General features: G+C 57.5%; 13 protein-coding genes. 7 read left to right on the top strand and 6 right to left on the bottom strand.

Annotated features, from left to right (window positions below; translation table 11 throughout):
* Nucleotides 1–238 precede the first annotated feature (238 nt).
* Complete coding sequence (locus CAUR_RS09985) at nt 239–3,400, bottom strand: S8 family serine peptidase (protein WP_012257778.1); 3,162 nt, start codon at nt 3,398–3,400, stop codon at nt 239–241.
* Between the two features lie 472 nt (nt 3,401–3,872).
* Between CAUR_RS09985 and CAUR_RS09980 the strand changes: the two genes are divergently transcribed.
* The 3 genes from CAUR_RS09980 (at nt 3,873) to CAUR_RS09970 (ending at nt 5,984) form a co-directional block, all read left to right on the top strand.
* Nucleotides 3,873–4,589 (top strand): hypothetical protein, encoded by a 717-nt coding sequence (locus CAUR_RS09980; RefSeq protein ID WP_015909140.1) that lies wholly within the window; start codon nt 3,873–3,875, stop codon nt 4,587–4,589.
* A 249-nt stretch (nt 4,590–4,838) separates the two neighbouring features.
* Entirely contained in the window at nt 4,839–5,237 is a 399-nt protein-coding gene (locus tag CAUR_RS09975; RefSeq protein WP_012257776.1) for a hypothetical protein, read from the top strand.
* A gap of 69 nt (nt 5,238–5,306) precedes the next feature.
* Entirely contained in the window at nt 5,307–5,984 is a 678-nt protein-coding gene (locus CAUR_RS09970) for an SOS response-associated peptidase (protein WP_012257775.1), read from the top strand.
* Nucleotides 5,985–6,719: 735 nt separating this feature from the next.
* Here CAUR_RS09970 and murA read toward each other — a convergent pair.
* Together murA and CAUR_RS09960 are read right to left on the bottom strand one after the other, a co-directional pair.
* Complete coding sequence (gene murA, locus CAUR_RS09965) at nt 6,720–8,012, bottom strand: UDP-N-acetylglucosamine 1-carboxyvinyltransferase (RefSeq protein WP_012257774.1); 1,293 nt, start codon at nt 8,010–8,012, stop codon at nt 6,720–6,722.
* Nucleotides 8,013–9,193: 1,181 nt separating this feature from the next.
* Nucleotides 9,194–10,573, bottom strand: coding sequence for an MATE family efflux transporter (locus tag CAUR_RS09960; protein WP_242605120.1), 1,380 nt, complete (start codon nt 10,571–10,573; stop codon nt 9,194–9,196).
* A 113-nt stretch (nt 10,574–10,686) separates the two neighbouring features.
* Here CAUR_RS09960 and CAUR_RS09955 point away from each other — a divergent pair, with 113 nt between their 5' ends.
* On the top strand, nt 10,687–12,657 hold the full coding sequence (locus tag CAUR_RS09955) for an amidohydrolase family protein (protein ID WP_012257772.1): 1,971 nt from the start codon (nt 10,687–10,689) through the stop codon (nt 12,655–12,657).
* A complete protein-coding gene (coaE, locus tag CAUR_RS09950; RefSeq protein ID WP_012257771.1) occupies nt 12,654–13,310 on the top strand; it encodes a dephospho-CoA kinase in 657 nt (218 codons plus the stop codon). Before CAUR_RS09955 ends, coaE begins: the two co-directional genes overlap by 4 nt.
* On the opposite strand, the gene CAUR_RS09945 is transcribed toward coaE, so the two are convergent.
* Nucleotides 13,298–15,814 carry a transglycosylase domain-containing protein gene (locus tag CAUR_RS09945; protein ID WP_012257770.1) on the bottom strand — a complete coding sequence of 839 codons (2,517 nt, stop codon included), beginning with the start codon at nt 15,812–15,814 and terminating at the stop codon, nt 13,298–13,300. The genes coaE and CAUR_RS09945 overlap by 13 nt on opposite strands.
* 345 nt (nt 15,815–16,159) lie before the next feature.
* Here CAUR_RS09945 and CAUR_RS09940 point away from each other — a divergent pair, with 345 nt between their 5' ends.
* Entirely contained in the window at nt 16,160–17,872 is a 1,713-nt protein-coding gene (locus CAUR_RS09940) for an AAA family ATPase (protein WP_012257769.1), read from the top strand.
* A gap of 26 nt (nt 17,873–17,898) precedes the next feature.
* Here the strand turns inward: CAUR_RS09940 and CAUR_RS09935 are convergent, their stop codons facing one another.
* Together CAUR_RS09935 and CAUR_RS09930 are read right to left on the bottom strand one after the other, a co-directional pair.
* A complete protein-coding gene (locus tag CAUR_RS09935; protein ID WP_012257768.1) occupies nt 17,899–18,243 on the bottom strand; it encodes a nucleotidyltransferase family protein in 345 nt (114 codons plus the stop codon).
* Nucleotides 18,240–18,689, bottom strand: coding sequence for a nucleotidyltransferase substrate binding protein (locus tag CAUR_RS09930; protein WP_012257767.1), 450 nt, complete (start codon nt 18,687–18,689; stop codon nt 18,240–18,242). The genes CAUR_RS09935 and CAUR_RS09930 overlap by 4 nt, the downstream gene beginning before the upstream one ends.
* Nucleotides 18,690–18,999: 310 nt before the next feature.
* Between CAUR_RS09930 and CAUR_RS09925 the strand changes: the two genes are divergently transcribed.
* Nucleotides 19,000–21,444, top strand: a complete 2,445-nt coding sequence (locus CAUR_RS09925; protein WP_012257766.1) for a glycoside hydrolase family 31 protein — start codon at nt 19,000–19,002, stop codon at nt 21,442–21,444.
* The last annotated feature ends 588 nt before the right edge of the window (nt 21,445–22,032 follow it).

The following is a 22,032-nucleotide window of genomic DNA, read 5'->3' as shown; positions in this document are numbered from 1 at the left end:
CTTCTTGATCGGGAAAGTAGATTGTTCAGGTGTGCCACCGGCGAGGCGGTAGGGGCACGGCATGCCGTGCCCCTACTGTTTTGACATCAAAAGTCGGTAGGTGGCCGTCGGCGTAGGGGAGACGCATGCGTCGCCCCTACTGTTCTGACATCATAGACAAAGACACAGCCTCACCAGAAACACATGACGGCAGGCAACAGATTGCCTGCCGTCAAGCGGTTATGTGATAGACAGCCGATTAGCGGACGATAATTGCACTGGCCTCACGGCCACCCGGCGCAAAGGAGTATTGCAGCAGAATGCCGGAGTCGGTCACATCAGCCGGTGCATTGAAGCGGTAGATCGTCGTGTTGAGCGATCCATTTGCCGGTACCACACCACTGCCAACGTCAATATCGAAGCGTGGCGCACCCAGCACCGTACTCATACCTTCGATCTTGCTCAGCTCGAAGCCGGTGAAGTAGTTGTCGTAGGTATACGCATCGACATTGATCTGCTGACCAAGGCCGGCAACCCCAATCTGGCTACCACACATGGTCAGCACCGTGTTGGCGCTATTCGTTGCATGGCCGGTGAAGAAGAAGGCGCTATACGGACCACTCAACGGACCGACAAAGAAGGCGTTTCGACCATCAGCCGCAAATGCACCCGACGGCAGGCTCAGCTCAGCCGTAAAGCCGACATAGTCAGGTGTGCCATCGCGGTTGGTATCGAACAGCAGATCGATCTCGACCGGATAGTTGGAATGGGTGATCTGCTGATGGGTCGTGACAGCGAATTGAATGACGGGGCTATTAGCCGGGCAGAAGCCGGTTCCATCAAAGGCACGCACACCGACGTACTTAAGATCCATCGGCGGCATCTGCATACCGGCACCTGGCGACGCAGAGACAAACGGGTTCTCACCAATCAGTGTGAACGGATCAACTGAAACCGGGTTGGCGCCGTTATTCGTCAGACGTGCCGTTGCCGGAGTGCTGGTCGTCGCCCGTACCGAGGCCGGCGCCCGCACATTGCCCGACGCTCGCGGCAACACATGCCACGGCATCGTCAGGTCATTGGTGGTACCGGGTGCATCGAGCACCAGATAGCCATCAAACTCAACCGCCGTCAGTGCTGCACCATTCCCACCATTTGACCCTGAATTCAACACCCAGGCCGGCAACTTCGTCGGGTCGATGCGCAGCGTCAGCGTAAAGGTACGTCGGCTGCGTGGGGGCACCGTGATCGTCGTCACCGAGGTGCTGGGAGTGATGGCACCGGTAGCCGCATCATTGGCGAAGCGGAAGGTAGGCGTAATGGTGTAGGTAAGTGGCGAATTACCGTAGTTCCGAATCACAATCGTGCGGCGGAGCGTGGTCGGGTTACGGGTCGCCTCAACCAGGCCAAACGAGATCGTGGCCGTACCGTTCGAGAGTTCCCAGGCACTGGCCTGTGCAGCAATCGCTCGATTGATGCGTACTTCACCGCCACCGATCCGTGTGATCGGAGCCAATGCCGGCCCGACAAATACCGGTGGCCCGTTGAAAATATTGGTCTCGGCGGTATTGATCAGACGCGCTTTCAATTCCCACGGTGCAAAGCTCCAGTCAACCGCATTGTAGAGCAGAGCCGCAGCACCGGCCACCATTGGCGCAGCGCCTGACGTGCCACCGAACGGCTCAACACCGGTACCGCTACCGGCCACCGCCGACAGTGAAGCACCCGGTGCACCGATTTCGGGCTTAATAATCTGCCCGTACATAATCTGGTCGCCGTAGGTCATCTGCCCCAGCGTCGGCCCGCGTGATGAGGTGCCTACCACACTGCCAGCGTTCGTTGCCGGTGTATCGAAACCGATGGTCGTGGCATTGCCAACCCGTGCCTTCAGCGCATTACCGGCCGCCTGCGTGATTGACAGCACCGGCACAGTCGGTGTTCCGCCACCGAAGCTAAAGGTGGGTGGTACCGCACCAGCCGCGTTGTTGGCAACAATCACCGCTACTGCGCCGGCAGCAGCACCGTTCGAGCCTTTGATACTGATTGCGCAGACACCGCGATCAACCAGCAGGATTTGCCCGGTCAATGAACCGGCTGGATATGCTGTACATCCAAGTGCGTTTCCTAACGATGCACCATAGACCAGCGTCCCATTCACCGGAGTATTGGGAATCGGTGCCCAGGGCTGGGCAATGCCATACACAGTGGTGCTCAGCACCGTGATCGGATACGAGGCATCACTGGGTACAGCCGTCTGGGCAACCGAAAGCGCGGTGCGGGCACCGGCCGGCGTACCGGTGATGTAAGGCCGATCAGCGCTATTACCTGCCGACGCCACCACCAGAATACCCAGCGGCTGGAGGTTATCTACGGCAATCGCCGAGTCGTCATCGTAGTTTTGGCCATACGATGCGCCCAACGACATATTGACGATATGCATCCGATCATCGGTCACCCCATCGCCGTTCGGATCGGCAGACCAATCCAACCCCTGGAGGATTGCCACACCGCTACACGACGACGACACCGCCGAACAAACTTTCACCGCAAACAGATCGACTTCTGGTGCCACCCCCTGCTCGCCACCAATGATGTCAGCGACGTGCGTGCCGTGACCACCGGCACAGGTGCCACTGCTCAAGCCAGGCGCACCACAGTCGATTGGGTCGGGATCAGGCGCTAGCGGGCCGTTGGGCCAGACCTCACCTACAAAGTCGTAGCCACCCTTTACCCGATCAGTCGGGAACAGACCATCGAGGGTCTTATTGCGCGAATCTGAGGGGCTTGTTCCATACGCTGCCTGATATGCTTCCAGCGTGCCAGGGCCACCAAACGCAGCGTGGGTATAATCGATCCCGCTGTCGAGCACTGCGACCCGAACATCTTTCCCGCGGAAGCCGGCGGCCTGCACATCGGGCGTTGCACCGATGTATGGTACCGTCTCCATCGGTGGTTGCGTTGCCCGTTCGTAATTCACAACCGGATTAATCCGCACCACTTCAGCATCGCGGGCCAGGGCAGGCAATGCAGTGCCATCAACTTCGGCGATCACCGCATTCAAAGCGACCCGCAAGCGGGCAACTTCAACCAGGGTTGGATCAATAGCCCGCAGCCGACTCAACACCCGATCCTGTTGCTGCGTAATCCGTTGAAGCTGAGCTGCCTGCGCGGCACCTTCAGGTACCCGTGCCGTCGGATTCTCGCTCAGTCGAATCACAACTTGTTGCCGGCCACTCACCCCAATCAGGCTGGGCGAGAGGGCAGTAGGAGCACTTGTCAGCGTTACCGGTTCCTCAAGGCGTAGCGATTCCAGATTCGGAAGTGGGCGTGGGGGTTGCGCAGCCGATGGCGCAATCAAGGCAATCGTAAGACCGATGCTGATGATAACAGCAAGGAGATGACGTTTTGTTGATAAACTCATAGACTCCTCAGCTCATAATACACTATTCGGCAGTGTGACTGAACAAAGAGTTCGCACCTTATTCCGTCACGACAATCTTCGGGCCAGACACTCCTCCTTTCCGCTCAAACACGATCAGGCTTCCCACAACATCGGTGCGCAGGCAGAGTGGTGTGCAACAAGGCGCACGCTTTTGTATTGAAGCGTGTCAGGTGCATTGTGTCTCAGCAGCGACGATGCTGGTAGGATGAGCTGAGGTTGTCGGGAAGCTTGCGAGCAAAAGATTAAGCTGACTAAACGAATCTGTCAAGCAAATTTTTGCAGGAAGCAGGTTACAAAATATTTATATTTTCAAACAGCTAAATGAAAAACTTCTCACATAACCTGTCGGTTCTCCGGTACCTTACCCTACCTCATCCTGACAATGTGGTTCGGTTCTGGAGCCTACTCTGTGCTATACTATGTACAGCATCACTCACGGTGGAGGATTCCAGTGTCTACAATCAATGCGTTATCAATCGTTATTTGCGCTGCGAGCGACACCAACCTTGAACAGGTCCTCAACGCTGCTCAGATCGCTGCAACACGTTATAGCGCCAGTTACGAGATCATCATCGCTGCCGGCCCTGCTGCTACAAATAGCGCTGCCCGTCTTGCCGCGACCCGCCCGTTGGTCTGCGCAACCTACCACTCCCAACCCCGCCGCATGTCCTATCTGCTCCGCGATGCTTGTACGCTGGTAAGCGGCGATCTGGTTTTGGCGTTAGACGCGACCAGTCCGGTGTCAACGCTTGCGCTTGAACGATTGCTCGCCGCGTACAACAATCAAGATATGCTGGTGGGAGTACGTACACCTGCCCCGACCGATATACTCCAACAGGCACACACGGCCCTTCTCCGGCAGGTGCTGGGTAGTGACCAGAGCGATCCACTCTTGCCGTTAGCTCTCTTTCGCAGTGAGTTGATCGATCTGCTTCCCGGCGACGGTGAACTGGCTCCACCGCTGGCGCACCTGTATGCCGCTGCTCGCCGGCGCAAGTATGTGATCAATCAGATCGCATTGCCTGCCCAGAGTACCTCTGCCCATCGTACCAGCCTCGCCGATCTGGCAGCTCTCATCGGGCAAGGCCCGGCCCGTGGCGCCCGTCCTGCGCTTGGTGTCCTGGCCGTTGTCGGTAGTCTCTGGCTACTTCTCCGCCGCCGACGGTAGGCATTGATGAGACGGTACGGTAATGTCGAGAGGTGGTTATAACGCGGAACCGCCCATCTCTGGCCGACCTGCCACTATCTGCGGTCATATCAGCTTGTACGATAAGTACAACGGCATCGCCCCGAAAACGGGTTCCTATCTGTTATCACCAGCTTCGTCGCCTCGATCTACAACATTCTCCCGCCAATGGTCGTCTTATCACTGTCGAACGCTGGCAGTGCATATCCATAGCCTGTAAGGAGGAAGACGATGAGTCAACCGGAGCAAAAACCCGATCAAACACCCGACCTGGCAGCAGAACTGCGCGAATTGGGGCAACAGATCGAGGCTGCCCTGCGGAGCGCACTCGAAAGTGAGCGGGCACGCCAGTTACAGCAGGAATTGCTGAATGGACTGCGGGCAGTCAATGAGCAGGTACAGACAGCCGCCAAAATGATCGCCGAAAATCCACGGGTGCAAGAGCTGGCCGAACGTGGTCAACAGGCGCTACATCAGCTTCAGCAGAGTCAGGCTGCCCACGACCTGCAACAGACCCTGGCCAGGGGAATTGCTCAGCTTAATGAACAACTTGCCGAACTCATCAAGCGGATGCAGTCACCGCCACCCGCTACCGGCGAAACCACTCGACTCGACAAGGACGAGTCTTAACATGCGCTGGCAGCGTCGGGTATTCGCGTTATCGCCCCATACCCAACGTTGCACCGGCAGGGAGCAGCTATGTGCGGACGGTATACCCTGGCTGTCAGTCCGTCCAGACTGGCGGCCCGTTTTTCCGTGACTCCACCACTCGATCTCCAGGCACGCTATAACATTGCGCCAACGCAGTCGGTCATTGCTGTACGTGAGACGACAGAGGGGCGCCAGTTAGCTACGCTACGGTGGGGCTTGATCCCGTCCTGGGCGAAGGATGCTACTATCGGTAGCAGAATGATCAATGCGCGCAGTGAGACGGTGCTGGAGAAACCTTCATTTCGTGCAGCTTTTCGGCAGCGCCGCTGTCTAATCCCGGCTTCCGGGTTCTATGAATGGCAGACGTTACCAACCGGGAAGCAGCCGTTTTATTTCACGTTACGCGATGACGATCTGATAGCGTTTGCCGGTCTGTGGGAGCAGTGGCGTTCGCCTGATGGCACGGTGGTAGAAAGTTGTACCATCCTGACAACGGCTGCGAATGAGATCGTTGCGCCCATTCACGAGCGGATGCCGGTGATTATCCCTTCTGATCTCGATGCACTCTGGCTCGATCCGGCAGCAGATATCGGTCAGCTTTACGATCTCTGTCGCACACCACCGCCGGTCACCCTTCACTGCTATCCGGTCAGTCCGGCAGTGAATCAGGTACGTAATGATAGCGAGGCGTTAATTCAACCGTACAGTAGCCTCACTTCGGGATAAAGCCCCTTGTTGTGGCAATGCCGGAAGAACCACACTATGATAATTCAAGTTGCTACCTTACCTCACCACAGCGGTGCGGGGCGTTGAGCACGACGGGGGGGAGGGGGGAACACGGATGGACGCGGGTGCGGCGGATGAACGCAGACAAATCGTCACCCAAGGTGCTCCCTTATATCACCATAGAGGCACGGAGGATGGGCATACCAGATGTGCGTGACGTAGTGCGTTTACGGAACTGGCTGCGACTCAAACGATGCATACCGGTCATGTACGCTGCACGATGTGGTGCGCAGCGTCGTGCTGTGCATCATCGCAGGTAGTCTTTCATGGCCTGCTCATAGCGTAGGTGGCAACTTGGGTTATGATAGTGATCGCCAGAAAGGAGCGGTGAATTGGGTGGTTCGCATCGGTTTGTCAGGTTTCTAATGTCCGCCAGGACAACGCACATGCCTGACAGCACGATCAGTTCACCATCAATGCAGCGAACCCGACCATGACGAATGTCTGGCACGCGCCCCAAAACGCACCCGTTAGCCCCCTCTGCCGCATCCCCCGTATGGCGATGTGAAAGGGTAGGGGCGGGTTTTGAACCCGCCCCTACCAAACCCGCCCCTACCGTCGCGACGGAGACAGATGGTCATGGTTCACCGCATATCCGATGACAGGCAGTGATGCACTGTATCGCTCAAGATTCGGTCAGAGAGGACTTTTGCTCGCTGAAGGCGGGTAGAAACTCTACGAAGCCCGCACCCGCTCGATCCGTGCGCCCAGCGCTGCTAACCGCTCTTCAATCCGCTCGTAGCCACGATCAATCTGCCCAATGTTGTAGATGACGCTACGCCCTTTGGCACACAAGGCCGCTGTCACCAATGCCATACCTGCCCGAATATCAGGGCTGGGCAAGCCATCAGGTTCGCCGTACAGTTGCGATGGCCCGACCACCACTGCCCGATGCGGATCACAGAGCACAATGCGCGCTCCCATGCCAATTAACCGGTCAACAAAGAAGAGTCGACTTTCAAACATCTTTTCGTGAATGAGCACAGTACCACGCGCCTGCGTTGCCACAACAATCGCCGTACTGATCAAATCCGGGTTGAAGCCGGGCCACGGCGCCGAGTCGATCTTCGGGATTGCACCGTGCAGATCGTGACGCACCACCAGCTCTTGATCGGCTGGGACAACAATATCCTCACCTTCCTCGTGCCAGGTAACTCCTAACCGGCCAAACATAATTTTGGTCATGCGATGCTCGCGTGGACGGGCACCAACAATCCGCAATTCACTACGGGTCACGGCAGCCAGGCCAATCAGCGAACCCACCTCCATGAAATCAGGGCCAATCGTGTAATCGGCACCGTGCAGGCTGGTTACTCCCTCAATCTCAAGCAGATTGGTGCCGATGCCGCTGATCCGTGCGCCCATACGATTCAAAAAGTGGCACAGGTCCTGGACGTGTGGTTCAGAGGCGGCATTCGCAATGGTGGTATGCCCTTCGGCAACACAGGCCGCAATAATTGCCTGTTCGGTACCGGTGACACTCATCTCATCCAGAAAAATGTCGGCCCCACGCAGGCCATTCGTCGTCAGAATATAGCTGGTGGGAGTAACTTCTACGTGAACCCCCAACGCCTGAAGTGCTAACAGATGCGTGTCGAGCCGGCGTCTGCCAATGGCATCGCCGCCAGGACGTGGCAGCGTGACATATCCCCGCCGGGCCAGTAGGGGGCCGGCGAGCAGCGGCGAGGTACGGATGCGCCTGGCCAGGGTGGTGTCAGGTTCACCCGCTACCAGTTGATCGGCGCGCAGATGGACAACATTTGCCTCTGGCCGATCAACATACACACCGAGATGTGCCAGGAGTGCCAGCTTGGTACGGACATCTCCAATATCAGGAATATTCCGCAACGTTACAGGCTCACTGGTCAACAGACTGGCCGCAAGCAATGGTAGCGCAGCATTCTTGTTGCCGGCCGGTCGAATTGACCCTGATAGCCGATGACCACCTTCAATCACAAAATGATCCATGTTTGTATTCCTCGACTTCAAAGAATCGACTGCGTGCATCCAAACAAGATCGCCTTGCCCGTGAGCAGAGAACCATTCTGCCCGGCGGGCAAGTGGCGCCCCATTATATGGCAATAACAGAGCAAACTCTATCCAGTTTCAGACAAGCTCCTCGCCATACGCCAGCAGAGCAGATGTGGCGAACCTGGTGTATGGCGCTTTCTGATGAGTAAACGTCCGTTGCGACGCTGATTTACCTATGCACTCACAGCACGAAACGTTGGGATCGCATGTTGCCAGATGGTACACTTTATAGTCAATCTTGACTTGCACTGTGTGTCATTCAGGTTATCAGAACCGTGCCGGCGCACTGCTCGTGCCACCGCTGAAGCGCTGGTGGGTCAGTACAGATACCCAAATTTGGTTCACGGACAGTCGCAGGCAGGGGCAGCGCCAGCGTGATGGAGAAATGAGCGGGTCAGGTTGGGGCTGCGTCCAGTAGTGGTATGCGACACGCCCCCACCCTCAATCGGCAGTACAGGATGACTCCCGCTTGCGCGCTCTGGTTCAGGGTGGCGAAACCCTGCGAGACGCAGGTATGGTGGGCTGTAGCAGGATGGCCGGAGGCGCGCGCTCCCAGGTTGGATATGATCCGCTGCTGCCATTTCCGTCAGAAGACCAGCGTCGCGAATGGCTCACGACCTGGAAGACTAGCCAGGTGTCCCCGGTTACAACGCTCTCGCAATGACCGTGCGTGCTGTAAGCAGTCAGGCCGACCCTGGCCGCCAGGATGCGATCCGCTGCTGCCATTTCCGTCAGAAGACCAGCGCCGCGAACGACTCACGACCCGGCAGGCCAGCCAGGTGTCCCCGGTTACAACGCTCTCGCAATGACCGTGCGTGCTGTAAGCAGTCAGGCCGACCCTGGCCGCCAGGATGTGATCCGCTGCTGCCATTTCCGCCAGAAGACCAGCGCCGTGAACGACTCACGACCCGGCAGGCCAGCCAGGTGTCCCCGGTTACAACGCTCTCGCAATGACCGTGCGTGCTGTAAGCAGTCAGGCAGAGCCTGGACGCCGGGATGTGATCCGCTGCTGCCATTGCAGTCAGAAGACCAGCGCCGCGAATGGCTTACGACCCGGAAGACTAGCCAGGTGTCCCCGGTTACAACGCTCTCGCAATGACCGTGCGTGCTGTAAGCAGTCAGGCCGACCCTGGCCGCCAGGATGTGATCCGCTGCTGCCATTTCCGCCAGAAGACCAGCGCCTCAAATGGCCCGACGATCAGGAAGGCCAGCCAGATGCCCCACAGCGCCGGCAGCCACCATAACACAATCACCAGCGCCAGCCCGACACAAATCCAGATCGCTGAACCGCTGATCACCAGCGGTGAGAGGGTGTCGCCCAGACCGCGCAGGGCACCGCCAAGGGCAAAGGTAATCGCCCACGCCGGCTGCGTCAGGGCAACCACGCGCACCGCAGCAGCTCCCTCGGCAACCAACTGTGGGTCGCTGTTGAACAGCCGTACCAGCCCCTCGGCGAAGATCATGAATAAGACACCCAGGCCACCCATCCAGATCAAGGCCCAGCGCATTGCGATGGTGGCAATGCGGCGGGCTTCTGCCGGACGTTGGGCACCAATCGCCTGCCCAACCAGCGCCGTTGCGGCCAGGCCAAAACCGATGCCGGGCAGGAAGGAGAGCGAGAGCACGTTGATCGCCACGCGATGAGCGGCGAGTGGCACTGTGCCCAGCGTGGCTACCACCGGCGTCAATGTGGCAATCGCGCCGATGATCAGCACCTCTTCCAGTGCTGCCGGCATTCCGATGCGCAATATATTGCGCAACACGCGCATGCGTGGCCACCACCCACCACGGCCACCGGCCCGCACACCATTGCGCCCCCGCCATAGCACACCGACCAGGAGGATGGCACCGGCAAAGCGGGCAATAACCGATCCCCAGGCACTACCAACCGCCCCCAACACCGGTAAGCCCAGCCAGCCGAAGATCAATGCTGCACTGGCAATAACATTGATCACGTTGGCAAAAGCCGTGATGATCATGGGAGTACGTGTGTCACCGACTCCGCGTAAGACGCCGCCGATGAGGAACATCATGGTCAGTGTGGTGATGGTGCTCATGGTCACTGCCAGATAGTCAATCCCAACCTGGCTGACATCGGGGGCCAGGCCGAAGAGGCCGATCAGCGTGGGCGTAAGCGGCAATCCAATGGCGGTCACCGGCAGCCCGATAAGTATACTCCAGAGCAATCCCTGGCGCGCCAGGAAGCTGGCCTCTTTCAGCCGTCCACCACCGTATGCCTGCGCGACCAGCACCGCCACGCCAACCGATAACGCGCTCAGTGCGCCTGTCGTGACATAGATGACCTGCAATGCCGCGCCGACCCCGGCCAAAGCGACGGCTCCTAGCGAGGCGACCAGGATCGTATCAACGACGCCGAGCATAGTCTGGAGCAGATTTTCGCCAATGACCGGCCAGGCCAGCCGCAAGACGCGCTTCTCCAGTTGGGCGTGCGACGGGGCAGGATGGGTTGTGATCTCTTCGTTTTCGATTGAAAGCATTTCTGGTTGCATCGCCGTCAGTATACCCGACATCGGTACTTTGGTGGATCGCACCTTTGCCCGATTTCTCGTACAATGAAAGGAAGAAGGTGAGTGACAAAGGAGGCATTTTCATGGAGCATGTTGACACCCTACTCACCGGCGGCACGGTCGTTACGATGGACTCAGCGTGGCGTATCTTTGCCGATGGTGCCGTCGCTATTCGTGATGGGGTTATTGTAGAGGTGGGGCCAGCCGCTGAACTAAACCAGCGGTATACGGCTACGGAGACGATTGATTGCCGCGATTGCGCGATCATTCCGGGGCTGATCAACGGCCACGCCCATGTGCCGATGAGCCTCTTGCGCGGCCTGGTTGCCGACCAGCAGCTCGATGTCTGGCTCTTCGGCTATATGTTTCCGGTCGAGAGTCAGTTTGTTGACGCCGAGTTTAGCTTCACCGGTACCCTTTTGAGCTGCGCCGAGATGATTCGTGGCGGGACGACGACCTTTGTCGATATGTACTATTTTGAAGAAGAGGTCGCCCGTGCTGCCGATCAGGCCGGGATGCGGGCGATTTGTGGGCAGACGGTGATGCGTTTGCCCACCCCTGATGCCGATTCGTTCGATGCCGGGATCGAGCGGGCGCGGCGTTTTATGGCCGAGTGGCGCGGTCATCCCCGTATTATTGCGACGGTTGCCCCCCACGCGCCGTACACCTGCACCGATGAGATTTACCGCCAGGCGGCAGCGTTGTGTGCTGAGTTTGGTGCACCACTGATCACGCATCTTTCTGAAACGGCCCGCGAAGTTGAAGAGAGTATCCGTGATCGTGAAGTGACCCCAATTCGATATGCCAAACGGGTGGGCGCGTTCGATGTACCCTGCATTGCAGCCCACTGTGTTCACGCCACCGAAGATGATCTGCGCCTGTTGCGCGAAGCTCAGGCCGGGGCTGTGCCTTGCCCGACCAGTAACCTCAAACTGGCGAGTGGCGTGGCACCTTTCCGCCGAATGATCGAAACCGGGGTGCGGGTTGGTCTCGGTACCGATGGCCCGGCGAGCAATGACGACCAGGATATGTTTACCGAGATTCAACTGGCGGCACTCCTCCCGAAAGGCTTGAGCGGCGATCCAACGGCGGTTCCGGCACGTGAAGCCTTCGCGCTGGCCACCTGCTGGGGCGCTCGTGCGATTCACCTTGACCATCTGATCGGCTCGCTGGAAGCAGGGAAACGCGCCGATATTGCCGTTGTTGAGCTGCACCGATTGCACAGCGCACCCCGCTACACCTACGCTCCCGATGCCATTTACTCCCACCTCGTCTACAGTAGTCGGGCTGCCGATGTGCGCGATGTGCTGGTGGATGGCAACATCCTGCTCCGTGATCGTCAGTTACAGACCATTGACGAGACGGCAATTATTGCTCGCGCACAGGCAATTGCGACGCGCATCAACGAATTTCTTGCCACTCGCGAACGGAATCTGTTGGCCAAGATTCTGGCCCTCGGTGGTGTGCAGCAGGCGGAAATCTTCGAGATACAGGTGAAAGCCCGCCTGCATCCGGCAGATGTCGAGCGAGTACTGGCAGTACTCAACCATCCGGCAATCACCGTCACGAAAACCAGTGAACGCACCCAGTACGACACCTATTTCATCTTCGCCAACGGTGAGCGCATTCGGATACGAGAGGATCACCGTACCGATCCCGGTGCCCGCCCCCAGCCCAAGTATACGCTCACCCTGATGGCCGAGGCGCGTCGTTTTGATCACCCCAAGGCGATGATGTTGTCACGAGCGCGGTATACCGCGCCCGCCGATCATACCGTGCGCTTCTACCGCGAATACTTTCAGCCCGACCGGATCGAGGAGCTTGAGAAGCAGCGTCGGCGCTGGCGCATTCTCTACCGCGATCATGATTTCGCGATCAACCTCGATACGCTCATCGGTCAGGCAGATCGCGGCCCATTCCTCGAAATCAAGAGCCGCACCTGGAGCCGCCGTGATGCCGAGCGGCGAGCCGAACTGATCAGTGAATTGCTGGAACTGATCGGTATTAGCGATGACGCTCTGGTGTTGCAGGAATACGTGGAGCTGGTGGCATGAAGCATCCCGGCATCTTTCTGATCGGTCTGACCGGCGGTATCGCCTGTGGCAAGAGCACTGTTCTGGCGATGCTGGCCGCCCTCGGCGCGCGCACTATTGATGCTGATCGGGTAACACACCGTCTGCAACAACCGGGGACACCGGTGTATCAGGCCATTGTCGCAGCGTTCGGCCCCCAGATTTTGACCGCACCCGGCGGTGCGATTGATCGCCGTAAGTTAGGGAACATCGTGTTTAACGACCAGGCGGCACTGAAGAGGTTAGAGTCGATCGTCCATCCGGCAGTACGCACCGAAATACAACGGTTTCTGGCCGAGGTCGCCAATGCGGGTGGGTATGCCACCCGCCTGCGACCTGTCGAACGTCCGATTGTGGTGATTGATGCAATCAAGCTCATCGAGTCGGGCTGGGCTGACGAGTGTGATCAGGTCTGGGTCGTCACCTGCCCGCCTGAACAACAGATTGAGCGCCTGATGACAACCCGGGGGATGTCGCTGGCTGAAGCGCAGGCCCGGATCGCCGCACAACCTCCGCAAGAGAGTCGCTTCAGCCGCGCCCATGTCATTATTGACAACAGCGGTTCGCAAGCGCGTACACGTGCTCAGGTTGAAGCGGCCTGGCAACAGGCTCTGGTCGCCAGTCACGGCGCGTAGGTCACCTGTCGGCGCTCTTCGATCACGGCCCCATCGGCCAGGGTGACTCGTAGCCGAACGGTATACGTACCGGTTGGCCAGGCACCGGCATTCCACATCCCAAGCAACCCCTGCTCAACCGGCTGGCTGCTCTGCCCCAGCACCTGCCAGTCGGTTGGATCGCCACCGCTGCCAATGTCAAGAATAAAGGGACCGCGAGCAGTACCCTGGATAAAGACCAGGGTATTGGTAATCACACTATTCTCGGCGAGGTCGAGCAGGGCAACAGCGCGATCCGGCTCGCGGGGTGGCGGACAATATCCGGTCGGTGGTGTCCGGCCATTGCGGCGCGCCCAATCGGCGACTTCGGTAGGGTAGACGGGGAACGTCTCCAGGCGCACCTCTTCGGGCGGGGTATATGTCGTTGCCAGACACGAGCCATCACCGGCTACACGCACCGTTTGATAGGTGATATTGCTCACCGGCCCGGTACCGGCAACGAAACGTTCGGTAATGACCTGGGGACACTCCGGAGTAGGGGGGCCACCGGTCTCGGCACACACCGGCTGTTCGACGACTCCGTCAGGCGGTATGAAGGACTTTGCCTCCCGATTGGCGTGGTAGCGCAACATCAACTCACGCCAGATCAGACCGGCGCCGTTAGCACCGGCCACTTCCGCCATCGGCTGATTATCGTTATTCCCCACCCATACCCCGATTACCACAGCACTGGTATAGCCAATTGCCCAGGAATCGCGATAATCATTACTGGTACCGGTCTTCACTGCGGCCTGAATACCCGGCAATTCCATCACATTGTTGCGCCCAAAGACCAGCCGGCGCGCCGCATTGTCGCTCAGAATATCACTGATCAGAAATGCAATTTGTTCGCTCTGCGGGCCAAGCAACGGCTTAACAGGGGGTGGCTGCCAGGTATGCAACATCTCACCCCGACTATTTGTCACGCGCAAAATAGCTACCGGTCGGAGCTGGCGCCCCCCTGCCTGTAGTCCAGCATAAGCGCCGGTCAGCTCCAGCAGGCGCACTTCGTTACTCCCTAACGCCATTGCCAGCCCGTAGCGGCTGGGATCGGTAAAACTGCTCACCCCAAACTGACTCATTAAATCGACAAACGTTTCTACGCCGACAAACTCCAGCGCCTTCACCGCCGGAATATTGAGCGAATTCGCCAGTGCCAGGCGCAGACGCACCGGCCCGCGGAAGCGGCCATCATAATTGCGCGGCTCGTACACCACCCCATTCATCTGCCAGCGCGTCGGTACATCCCAGAGTACGGTTGCCGCTGTCCACCCCCGCTGCAAGGCAGCAGCGTAAATAAACGGCTTCAACGCCGATCCAGGCTGACGGAGGGCCAGGGTTACATTCACCTGACCATCAGGCGCGTTATAATCAACACTCCCCACCATTGCCAGAATCTGACCATCAGGGGCGAGCATGACCACACCGGCATTGCTGGCATTGCGGGCGCGCAGGGTTGCGATCTGTTCGGCGGCAACCTGTTCGGCCTGCGCCTGCCAAAACGGGTCAAGCGTGGTGATCACGCGCAAACCGCCACGATTCACCATCTCCTCGCCGAATTGCGCGACGAGCAGGTCGTAGACGTAAAAGACAAAATGGGGCGACTGAATAGAAACGGTGGGGCGCACTAACCGAATCGGCTCGGCAAAGATCGACTCGGCTTCGGCGGGGCTGATGAAACCGGCATCAACCATCTGATTCAGCACAATGCGCTGACGGGCACGCGCCGATGGCAGGTTCTCAAACGGATTGTAGTTCGAGGGCGACTGCGGCAAACCGGCCAGCAGGGTTGCCTCACCGCGACTCAATTCCCAGACATGCTTACCAAAGTAACGTTGGGCTGCCGCCTCAACCCCATACGCCTGCGCACCGTAATACACCTCGTTCAGATAGAGCGAGAGTATCTGTTCCTTACTATACTCCTGCCCAACCCGAATCGCCAGAATTGCTTCGCGAATTTTACGTTCAATTGTCTGCTGCTGAGCTTCTTCAGGCGTCAGTAAAATTGCCCGCACCAACTGCATAGTAATCGTACTGGCGCCTGAAACGGTCTCACCAGCGTTCACATTTTGCCAGAAAGCCCGCACAATACTCGGCAAATCCACCCCAGGATTGGTATAGAAATTCGCATCTTCAACTGCTACCGTTGCATCGCGTAAAATCTGGGGAATACGCTCCAGCGCTACTGGCACCCGTACCCCTGGCCCAATCACCTCGTACAACAGCGTAACGCCATCGCGGGCGTAGATGCGCGTATTCTCGAAGCTACGGTACTGATCGATCAGCTCCGGCGGCGGCAAATCGCGACCGTAGTAGAGATACAGGCCCATCAGCCCCATCATTCCCATCAATACCAACACCAACAGCGTAAAAAAGAGCCGATTGAGCCAACGCCCAACAATCAGCAGGCCCCGAATCGGCCAGGGTGGCGGTAACGGCTTTCGCCGTCGAAAACGTGGTAAACGTGGACGAGGACGCCGTGTCATAGGGTGCAATACCGATAACGTATCCAGACGAATGATCCATTCCTCATAGTACTATAGCGCGATTTGCAACGGCTTGTAGTGAAAAAAATGTCATAGCTGGTGCAGGTAACGTGGCATAGGCAAAGGCTTCTTCGTCGTCGTTGTGAGAGATGTTTGAGATGAAATCAGTATGGTACAATCTTCATCAAGCAACAGCGGCGCACTGGAGAGATACTGGCATTCTGAACATAGTACCGTTCAATGTTCGGGTAAAACGGGGGTAGGAAGTTTGATTAGTAAGCATGAGATGGACTGAATGTACATTATCCCGGCAAAAACGACATAAACCCGTTTTGGTGATCGACGATGCTAACAAAACTGACCATTCGTAATTTCAAACTCTTCACAGATGTTGAGATTGAACTGGGCGAACGAGTTATTTTCATTGGCCCAAACAACTCTGGCAAAACATCAGCATTACAGGCACTGGCGCTATGGGATATTGGCGTCAAACGCTGGCTGGAACGACGTGGCGGCGGTACCGTTCCAACCAAGCGCCCTGGAGTTACCATTAGCCGCCAGGATTTGATTGCCATTCCAACCCCGGCTGCGAATCTCCTCTGGCGTGATTTGCACGTTCGCGAAAGCGTAAGGCAAGACCATAAAGTAGCGACCCGCAATGTGCTGATTGAAATTGGTGTTGAAGGCGTCAATGACGTGCCCTGGGAATGTCGCCTGGAGTTTTACTACGCAAACGAAGAGTCATTTTACTGTCGGCCACCCCTGTCAGATCAGGAAAAGGTCTGGATGAACGTACCAGAGAATCTCAAACATCTTCAGATCGCCTACCTGCCACCAATGTCCGGCCTGGCTGCCCGCGAAGATCGGCTGGAAATAGGCTCCATTCGCGTCCGTTTGGGAGAGGGTCGCACCGCTGAAGTGATGCGTAACCTGTGCTGGCAGGTGTTGCAGAGTAACGATGGCGAGAACAAATGGCAGGAAATTTGCGATTCCATTCGTCGTTTGTTTGGTGCGACGCTGCATAAACCAAAATATATTCCTGAACGGGGCGAAATTGTGATGGACTATTCCACACGCTCAGGAACAACCCTGGACATTTCTTCCAGTGGTCGCGGACAGCAACAAACATTGCTCCTCCTGGCGCATATGGCTGTGCATCCGGGTGCTATCCTCCTGTTGGATGAGCCTGATGCACATCTTGAGATTTTGCGTCAACGGCAGATCTACACGGTGTTGTCAGACCAGGCAGAAAAGATGGGGAGTCAGATTATTGCCGCCAGTCATTCAGAAGTATTACTCGCCGAAGCAGCCGACCGCGATGTTGTGGTCGCCTTCGTCGGCAAACCACACCGCATCAATGACCGTGGTACGCAGGTGTTGAAAGCGCTCCGGGAAATCGGCTTCGATCACTATTACCTGGCCGAGCAGACTGGCTGGGTGCTGTATCTGGAAGGTTCGACCGACCTGGCCCTGTTGAGTGCATTTGCCCAACGCCTCAACCATCAGGCTCAGGAATATCTGGCCCGACCATTTGTACATTATGTTGCCAATCAGCCACGTAAAGCTCTTGAACATTTTTACGGCTTGCGTGAAGCAAAACCCGATCTGGTAGGGATTGCGATCTACGACCGTCTTGAGAAACAGTTGTCGTCAGACCCTTCGCTACGACAACACACCTGGCGGAAACGCGAGCTGGAGAATTATGTGTGTCAGCGTGAGACACTGCTGGCGTATGCGTTAGCCGAAGGTGAACGGATCGCGGAACCGCTCTTCGCTCAGGAATGGCGTTATGCCATGGAACAGGCGATCAATGATGTCGAACAGGCCCTTCGTATGTTAGGCAAAGACCCATGGTCTGACGACATTAAAGCCAGTGATGAGTTTCTCACACCACTATTCCAACGGTTTTACGCCATTCTTCAGCGGCCCAATCTAATGAGCAAGACCAATTTTCACGTTTTGGCGAAGCACGTTCCCCTGCCAGCAATCGATGCCGAAATTGTGCAGGTTCTTGACGCCATTCTGGAGGTTGCCCAACGCGCCCGGCCAGTCGAGTAGCCATCAGCTTCACCACGTTCCGCATCTCAATCTTCCCGGACGTTGTCGGTACTCATTGCCGGTTGCACCACCACATACCCGCGTTCAATCTCGTGATGGAATGAAGGCGGAATCCGTGCCCAATCCACCACATCAACCCGAATCGGGAGATTACTGGCGACAAACGCTTCCCGTAGTGCAACGATATGGTCACACGGCTGTGACAAATGACGAGGGTTCCGCACCACCAGATCGAGATCACTGGCGGCAAATGCCTCGCCCCGCACCCGGCTGCCGTAGGCCCAAACCTCGTATTCGGGGACGTATGTTTGCAAAATCGTGCGTACCTGGGCGAGATATTGGGCGGGTAGATCAAGGTATGGCTTGGTCATAGGTCATCTTCGACAATGGTTTTGCCGGTACGGAGACGTTCTGCCAGTGCATACGCATCGCGGATGAAATCAGGCAACAGTGTCAACGTTTGCTGAACAAAGGCGTCACCGTAATCGTGAGCCGTGCTGTTGCGATTATCGCGATAGGTAAACCAACGCTCAACTTCAGGGATGGACAGCAGAGAGTGTTGGGCGGCGAGGCGTAGCAACTCGCGTACCGGCGTTGCTTCTAGTCGGCGAATGCCGTAGCCGAAATCGCGCAGGCGGCGCCGGATCAGCCGGAACGAGACCTCCTGAGCCAGTTCAAAACCCTTGATGATCGCCATCCGCAAGACTTCCTGCGTCGTCGGTTCCTGCTCTTCCACGGCACGCTGATACATAGAATATGCCGTCTCCAGCGCACGTAATGTGTTCTGCAGATGATCGGTATTGATTGGCGTCGTCATTGGGCCTCACAATTACGTAAAAGTGATTGTACGACGATATTGTAATGGTTTGTAGCACAGTTTGCCAGGAGGGGCAGTTATCTGGTGTCGCCGGTTATGTCGAAACGGTATTCTACATCCTCACAGAAAGTGTGAACGCCTGAGTCGGATCACCCTCGTCAGGTGTGCGGAACGATCAGGTTCCAGCCATCTACCAACACTGACGGTCATCGCTCTCTTCAGATATTACTCTGTCATAAAGATAGCTCTCTCTATCTCCTTATGCTACAATCATCCCTCGATACCGCTTTTGCACATTGAGGAGTTCGCCATGTCGCAAGCCCCGGCACGGGTAGGACTGACCGATACCCGCTATTTTATGCCGTTATCCCGGCTTGGTGCCGTCCAGTCCATTGAACGAGGCATTCTTGCCGCACTCGACCATGAGTGGCTACGGGTGGAATGGATTCGCGAAGATATTGTGCGTTTGAAGATCAGTCGTGGCGGTCATTTTGATGAGCATCCGTCGTATGCCGTCTGCGTTGATCTGAATCATGCGCCGATACCGCCATTTACCGTCGCCGAAACGACGACATCGCTGGTGTTGCGCAGTGCGCGGCTGGAGGTGATCATCGGTCGTGATCCGTTTACGATTACGATCCGGCGGAGCGATGGTAGTTCGGTGATGACCACCGCAACCGGACCTGATGGGCGGCCATGGGCGTATGCAACGCTCAATGATGCCTTCGCGTTTCATCGAGTTTGTGCCCGTGATGATGCCTTTCTCGGTTTGGGTGAGAAGACCGGACGCCTGAATCGGAAAGGGCGGGATTTTATCTTGTGGAATAACGATGTACTGAGTCCGCATGGTGAAGCCGAATTCGCCGTCGGTCGTGATCCCGCCGATCCGCGCACGAAGAATACCAGCACGGAGTTCGATCCCTATTACATCTCAATTCCGTTTTTCTACCATCTCGATCAGACGGGGAATGCTGCCGGTTTTTTTCTTGACAATCCATACCGGGTGCATGTCGATTTTTCGCCTGCCGAGACCTACGGCATCTGTGCGTTGGGTGGTCAATACACAGAGTATGTGCTGGCCGGGCCACGGATTGCCGATATTCTCGAAGGATTCACCTGGTTAACCGGTCGGCTGGCGCCGCCACCAATCTGGGCGCTTGGCTACCATCAATGTCGCTGGCACCGCTATAGTCAGGCTGACATCCTGACTCTCGCAGCCCGACATCGTGAACGACGCATCCCGTGCGATACACTCTGGCTCGATATCGAGCATATGGATGGCTATCGCGTATTCACCTGGAATCACGAATTGTTCCCCGATCCGACAGCCCTCGCTCGCCAGTTGTACGAACAGGGCTTTCGCCTGATCACAATTGTCGATCCCGGCGTGAAGGTCGATCCCGATTTTGCGTTATTCCGCGAGGGGGTGGCGCACGATCTGTTCTGTCGAGCGGCCAGTGGTGAGTTGTACATCGGGCAGGTCTGGCCCGGTCGCACGGCGTTCCCTGATTTTGTGAAACCGGAAGCACGTACCTGGTGGGGCGAGCAGAATGCACGTCACGCGCAGTTGGGCATTGCCGGTATCTGGAATGACATGAACGAACCGGCAACCGGTGATATTCCGCCGTATGCGATGCGCTTCAACGGTGGCCGCGAACCGCACGAACGCTATCACAATCAGTACGCATTGTTGATGGCGATGGCGACGGTGGAAGGATTACACACTGCCTTCCCCAACCAGCGCACGTTTGTGCTGTCACGGGCCGGCTTTGCCGGGATTCAACGGTATGCCGCTAACTGGATGGGTGACAATTGTGCGCGTTGGGATCATCTCTGGATGAGTATGCCGATGGCCATGGGGACAGCGCTATCCGGGCAGGCATTTATCGGCGCTGATATTGGCGGGTTTGCCGGTGACACCCAACCCGAACTTTTTGCCCGCTGGATGCAGTGTGCCGCGTTGACGCCATTCTGTCGCAATCACAGCGCCTACGGCCACATCGATCAGTATGTCTGGTCGTTTGGGCCGGCTATCGAGCAGATTGCCCGCAACGCGATTGAATTACGCTATCGCCTCATGCCCTATCTGGTCACGGCCTTCATGCGAACCGTGGAAACCGGTGAACCGGTACAGCAACCGCTGGTCTTCGCCTATCAATACGACCGCTTAACTCTCGAGATAGACGATCAATTTCTGGTAGGGCGCGACCTGCTGGCTGCGCCGGTGTATACACCGGGCACGACGTCCCGACAGCTCTACCTGCCCGCCGGTGAGTGGTACGATTGGCATACCGACACGCGGTACGCCGGTGAGCAATTTGTGGTGATACCGGCACCGCTCGACCGCCTACCCCTCTTCGCCCGTGGCGGGGCCGTTATTCCACTCTGGCCGGATGCACCGGCTTCAACAATGGGCTACTACCCGGAAACCATCGAGTTACACCTCTTCATTCCAACGCACGATGGTGTCTACACCGCAGAGTTACACGAGGACGATGGGTTGACCCTGGCGTTTCAACAGGGTGCATATTACCGTACCCTGTTCCGGGTCGAACGCCGTGGTCAGGAACTCACGATCAGCGGTTCGACGCGCGGTGATGGTTTTGCTGAATGTGCCCGTACATCCTTCACCCTTGTCGTTCACGGGGCAACCCCGGCGATGGCGGTGGTGAATGGAACACCCCAGGCGTTCGTGAATGGCCGAACGACATTTACCAATCGCGGCGAAGCGTTTGTCGTCTCGTTCACGGTGTGATGCGGTGTAGAGACAGCGAGAGCGCACTTCTGATCCTCTTCTCCCGCTGAGCAGCGCGGGAGAGGGGCCGGGGGTGAGGGTGTTCTCCCACCCTCCCGGCCTCCCCTCGTCGGGGGAGTGGGGAGTAGGGAGGGGCGTGCGCCATCATGGTTCCCGATCACCTCAATCCCAACCCCTCACCTCACCCCCCAGTCCCCGCTCTTCTCCCACCCAGGGAGAGGAGCGGGAGAATGATGACGGGCGTGCTCTCCAGCCGGAAGCTGGGAGCGCGCGCCTCCGGCGCGCATGGTGCCGGTACCATTCCCTTACACGCCAGCCATGCACATGCTCACCATATGGAGGGTAGCAGCCATCCTGCCGCGCCAACTGCGCTCATCGCTCCACCGCTGAGGAATCGGTTAGCCTGCCAGGCGCTGGTGGCGGGCCGTGCCCTCCAGCCCCCGCTATGCATTACCCACAACTCGGATACTGCATCGCTCGCGTACCGGAGCGGATCGGGGGAGATGGTGCAGGCATTCCCCGGCCCCCAGCGGGCAATGCATTACCCATAACTCGTGTGCGGGAGCGGGGGTGATAGCCGGCGAGTCG

This window comes from Chloroflexus aurantiacus J-10-fl (genome assembly GCF_000018865.1).
GTDB classification, from domain to species: Bacteria; Chloroflexota; Chloroflexia; order Chloroflexales; family Chloroflexaceae; genus Chloroflexus; species Chloroflexus aurantiacus.
Note: the sequence above shows the minus strand (reverse complement) of the source record. Positions and strands in the feature narration are given on the sequence as shown.

Coding starts and splice junctions, on each gene's coding strand:
- CAUR_RS09985 (WP_012257778.1), bottom strand. CDS start 3,400: ATGAGTTTATCAACAAAACGTCATCTCCTTGCTGTTATCATCAGCATC.
- CAUR_RS09975 (WP_012257776.1), top strand. CDS start 4,839: ATGAGTCAACCGGAGCAAAAACCCGATCAAACACCCGACCTGGCAGCA.
- CAUR_RS09970 (WP_012257775.1), top strand. CDS start 5,307: ATGTGCGGACGGTATACCCTGGCTGTCAGTCCGTCCAGACTGGCGGCC.
- murA (WP_012257774.1), bottom strand. CDS start 8,012: ATGGATCATTTTGTGATTGAAGGTGGTCATCGGCTATCAGGGTCAATT.
- CAUR_RS09960 (WP_242605120.1), bottom strand. CDS start 10,573: ATGCTTTCAATCGAAAACGAAGAGATCACAACCCATCCTGCCCCGTCG.
- CAUR_RS09955 (WP_012257772.1), top strand. CDS start 10,687: ATGGAGCATGTTGACACCCTACTCACCGGCGGCACGGTCGTTACGATG.
- coaE (WP_012257771.1), top strand. CDS start 12,654: ATGAAGCATCCCGGCATCTTTCTGATCGGTCTGACCGGCGGTATCGCC.
- CAUR_RS09945 (WP_012257770.1), bottom strand. CDS start 15,814: ATGACACGGCGTCCTCGTCCACGTTTACCACGTTTTCGACGGCGAAAG.
- CAUR_RS09940 (WP_012257769.1), top strand. CDS start 16,160: ATGCTAACAAAACTGACCATTCGTAATTTCAAACTCTTCACAGATGTT.
- CAUR_RS09935 (WP_012257768.1), bottom strand. CDS start 18,243: ATGACCAAGCCATACCTTGATCTACCCGCCCAATATCTCGCCCAGGTA.
- CAUR_RS09930 (WP_012257767.1), bottom strand. CDS start 18,689: ATGACGACGCCAATCAATACCGATCATCTGCAGAACACATTACGTGCG.
- CAUR_RS09925 (WP_012257766.1), top strand. CDS start 19,000: ATGTCGCAAGCCCCGGCACGGGTAGGACTGACCGATACCCGCTATTTT.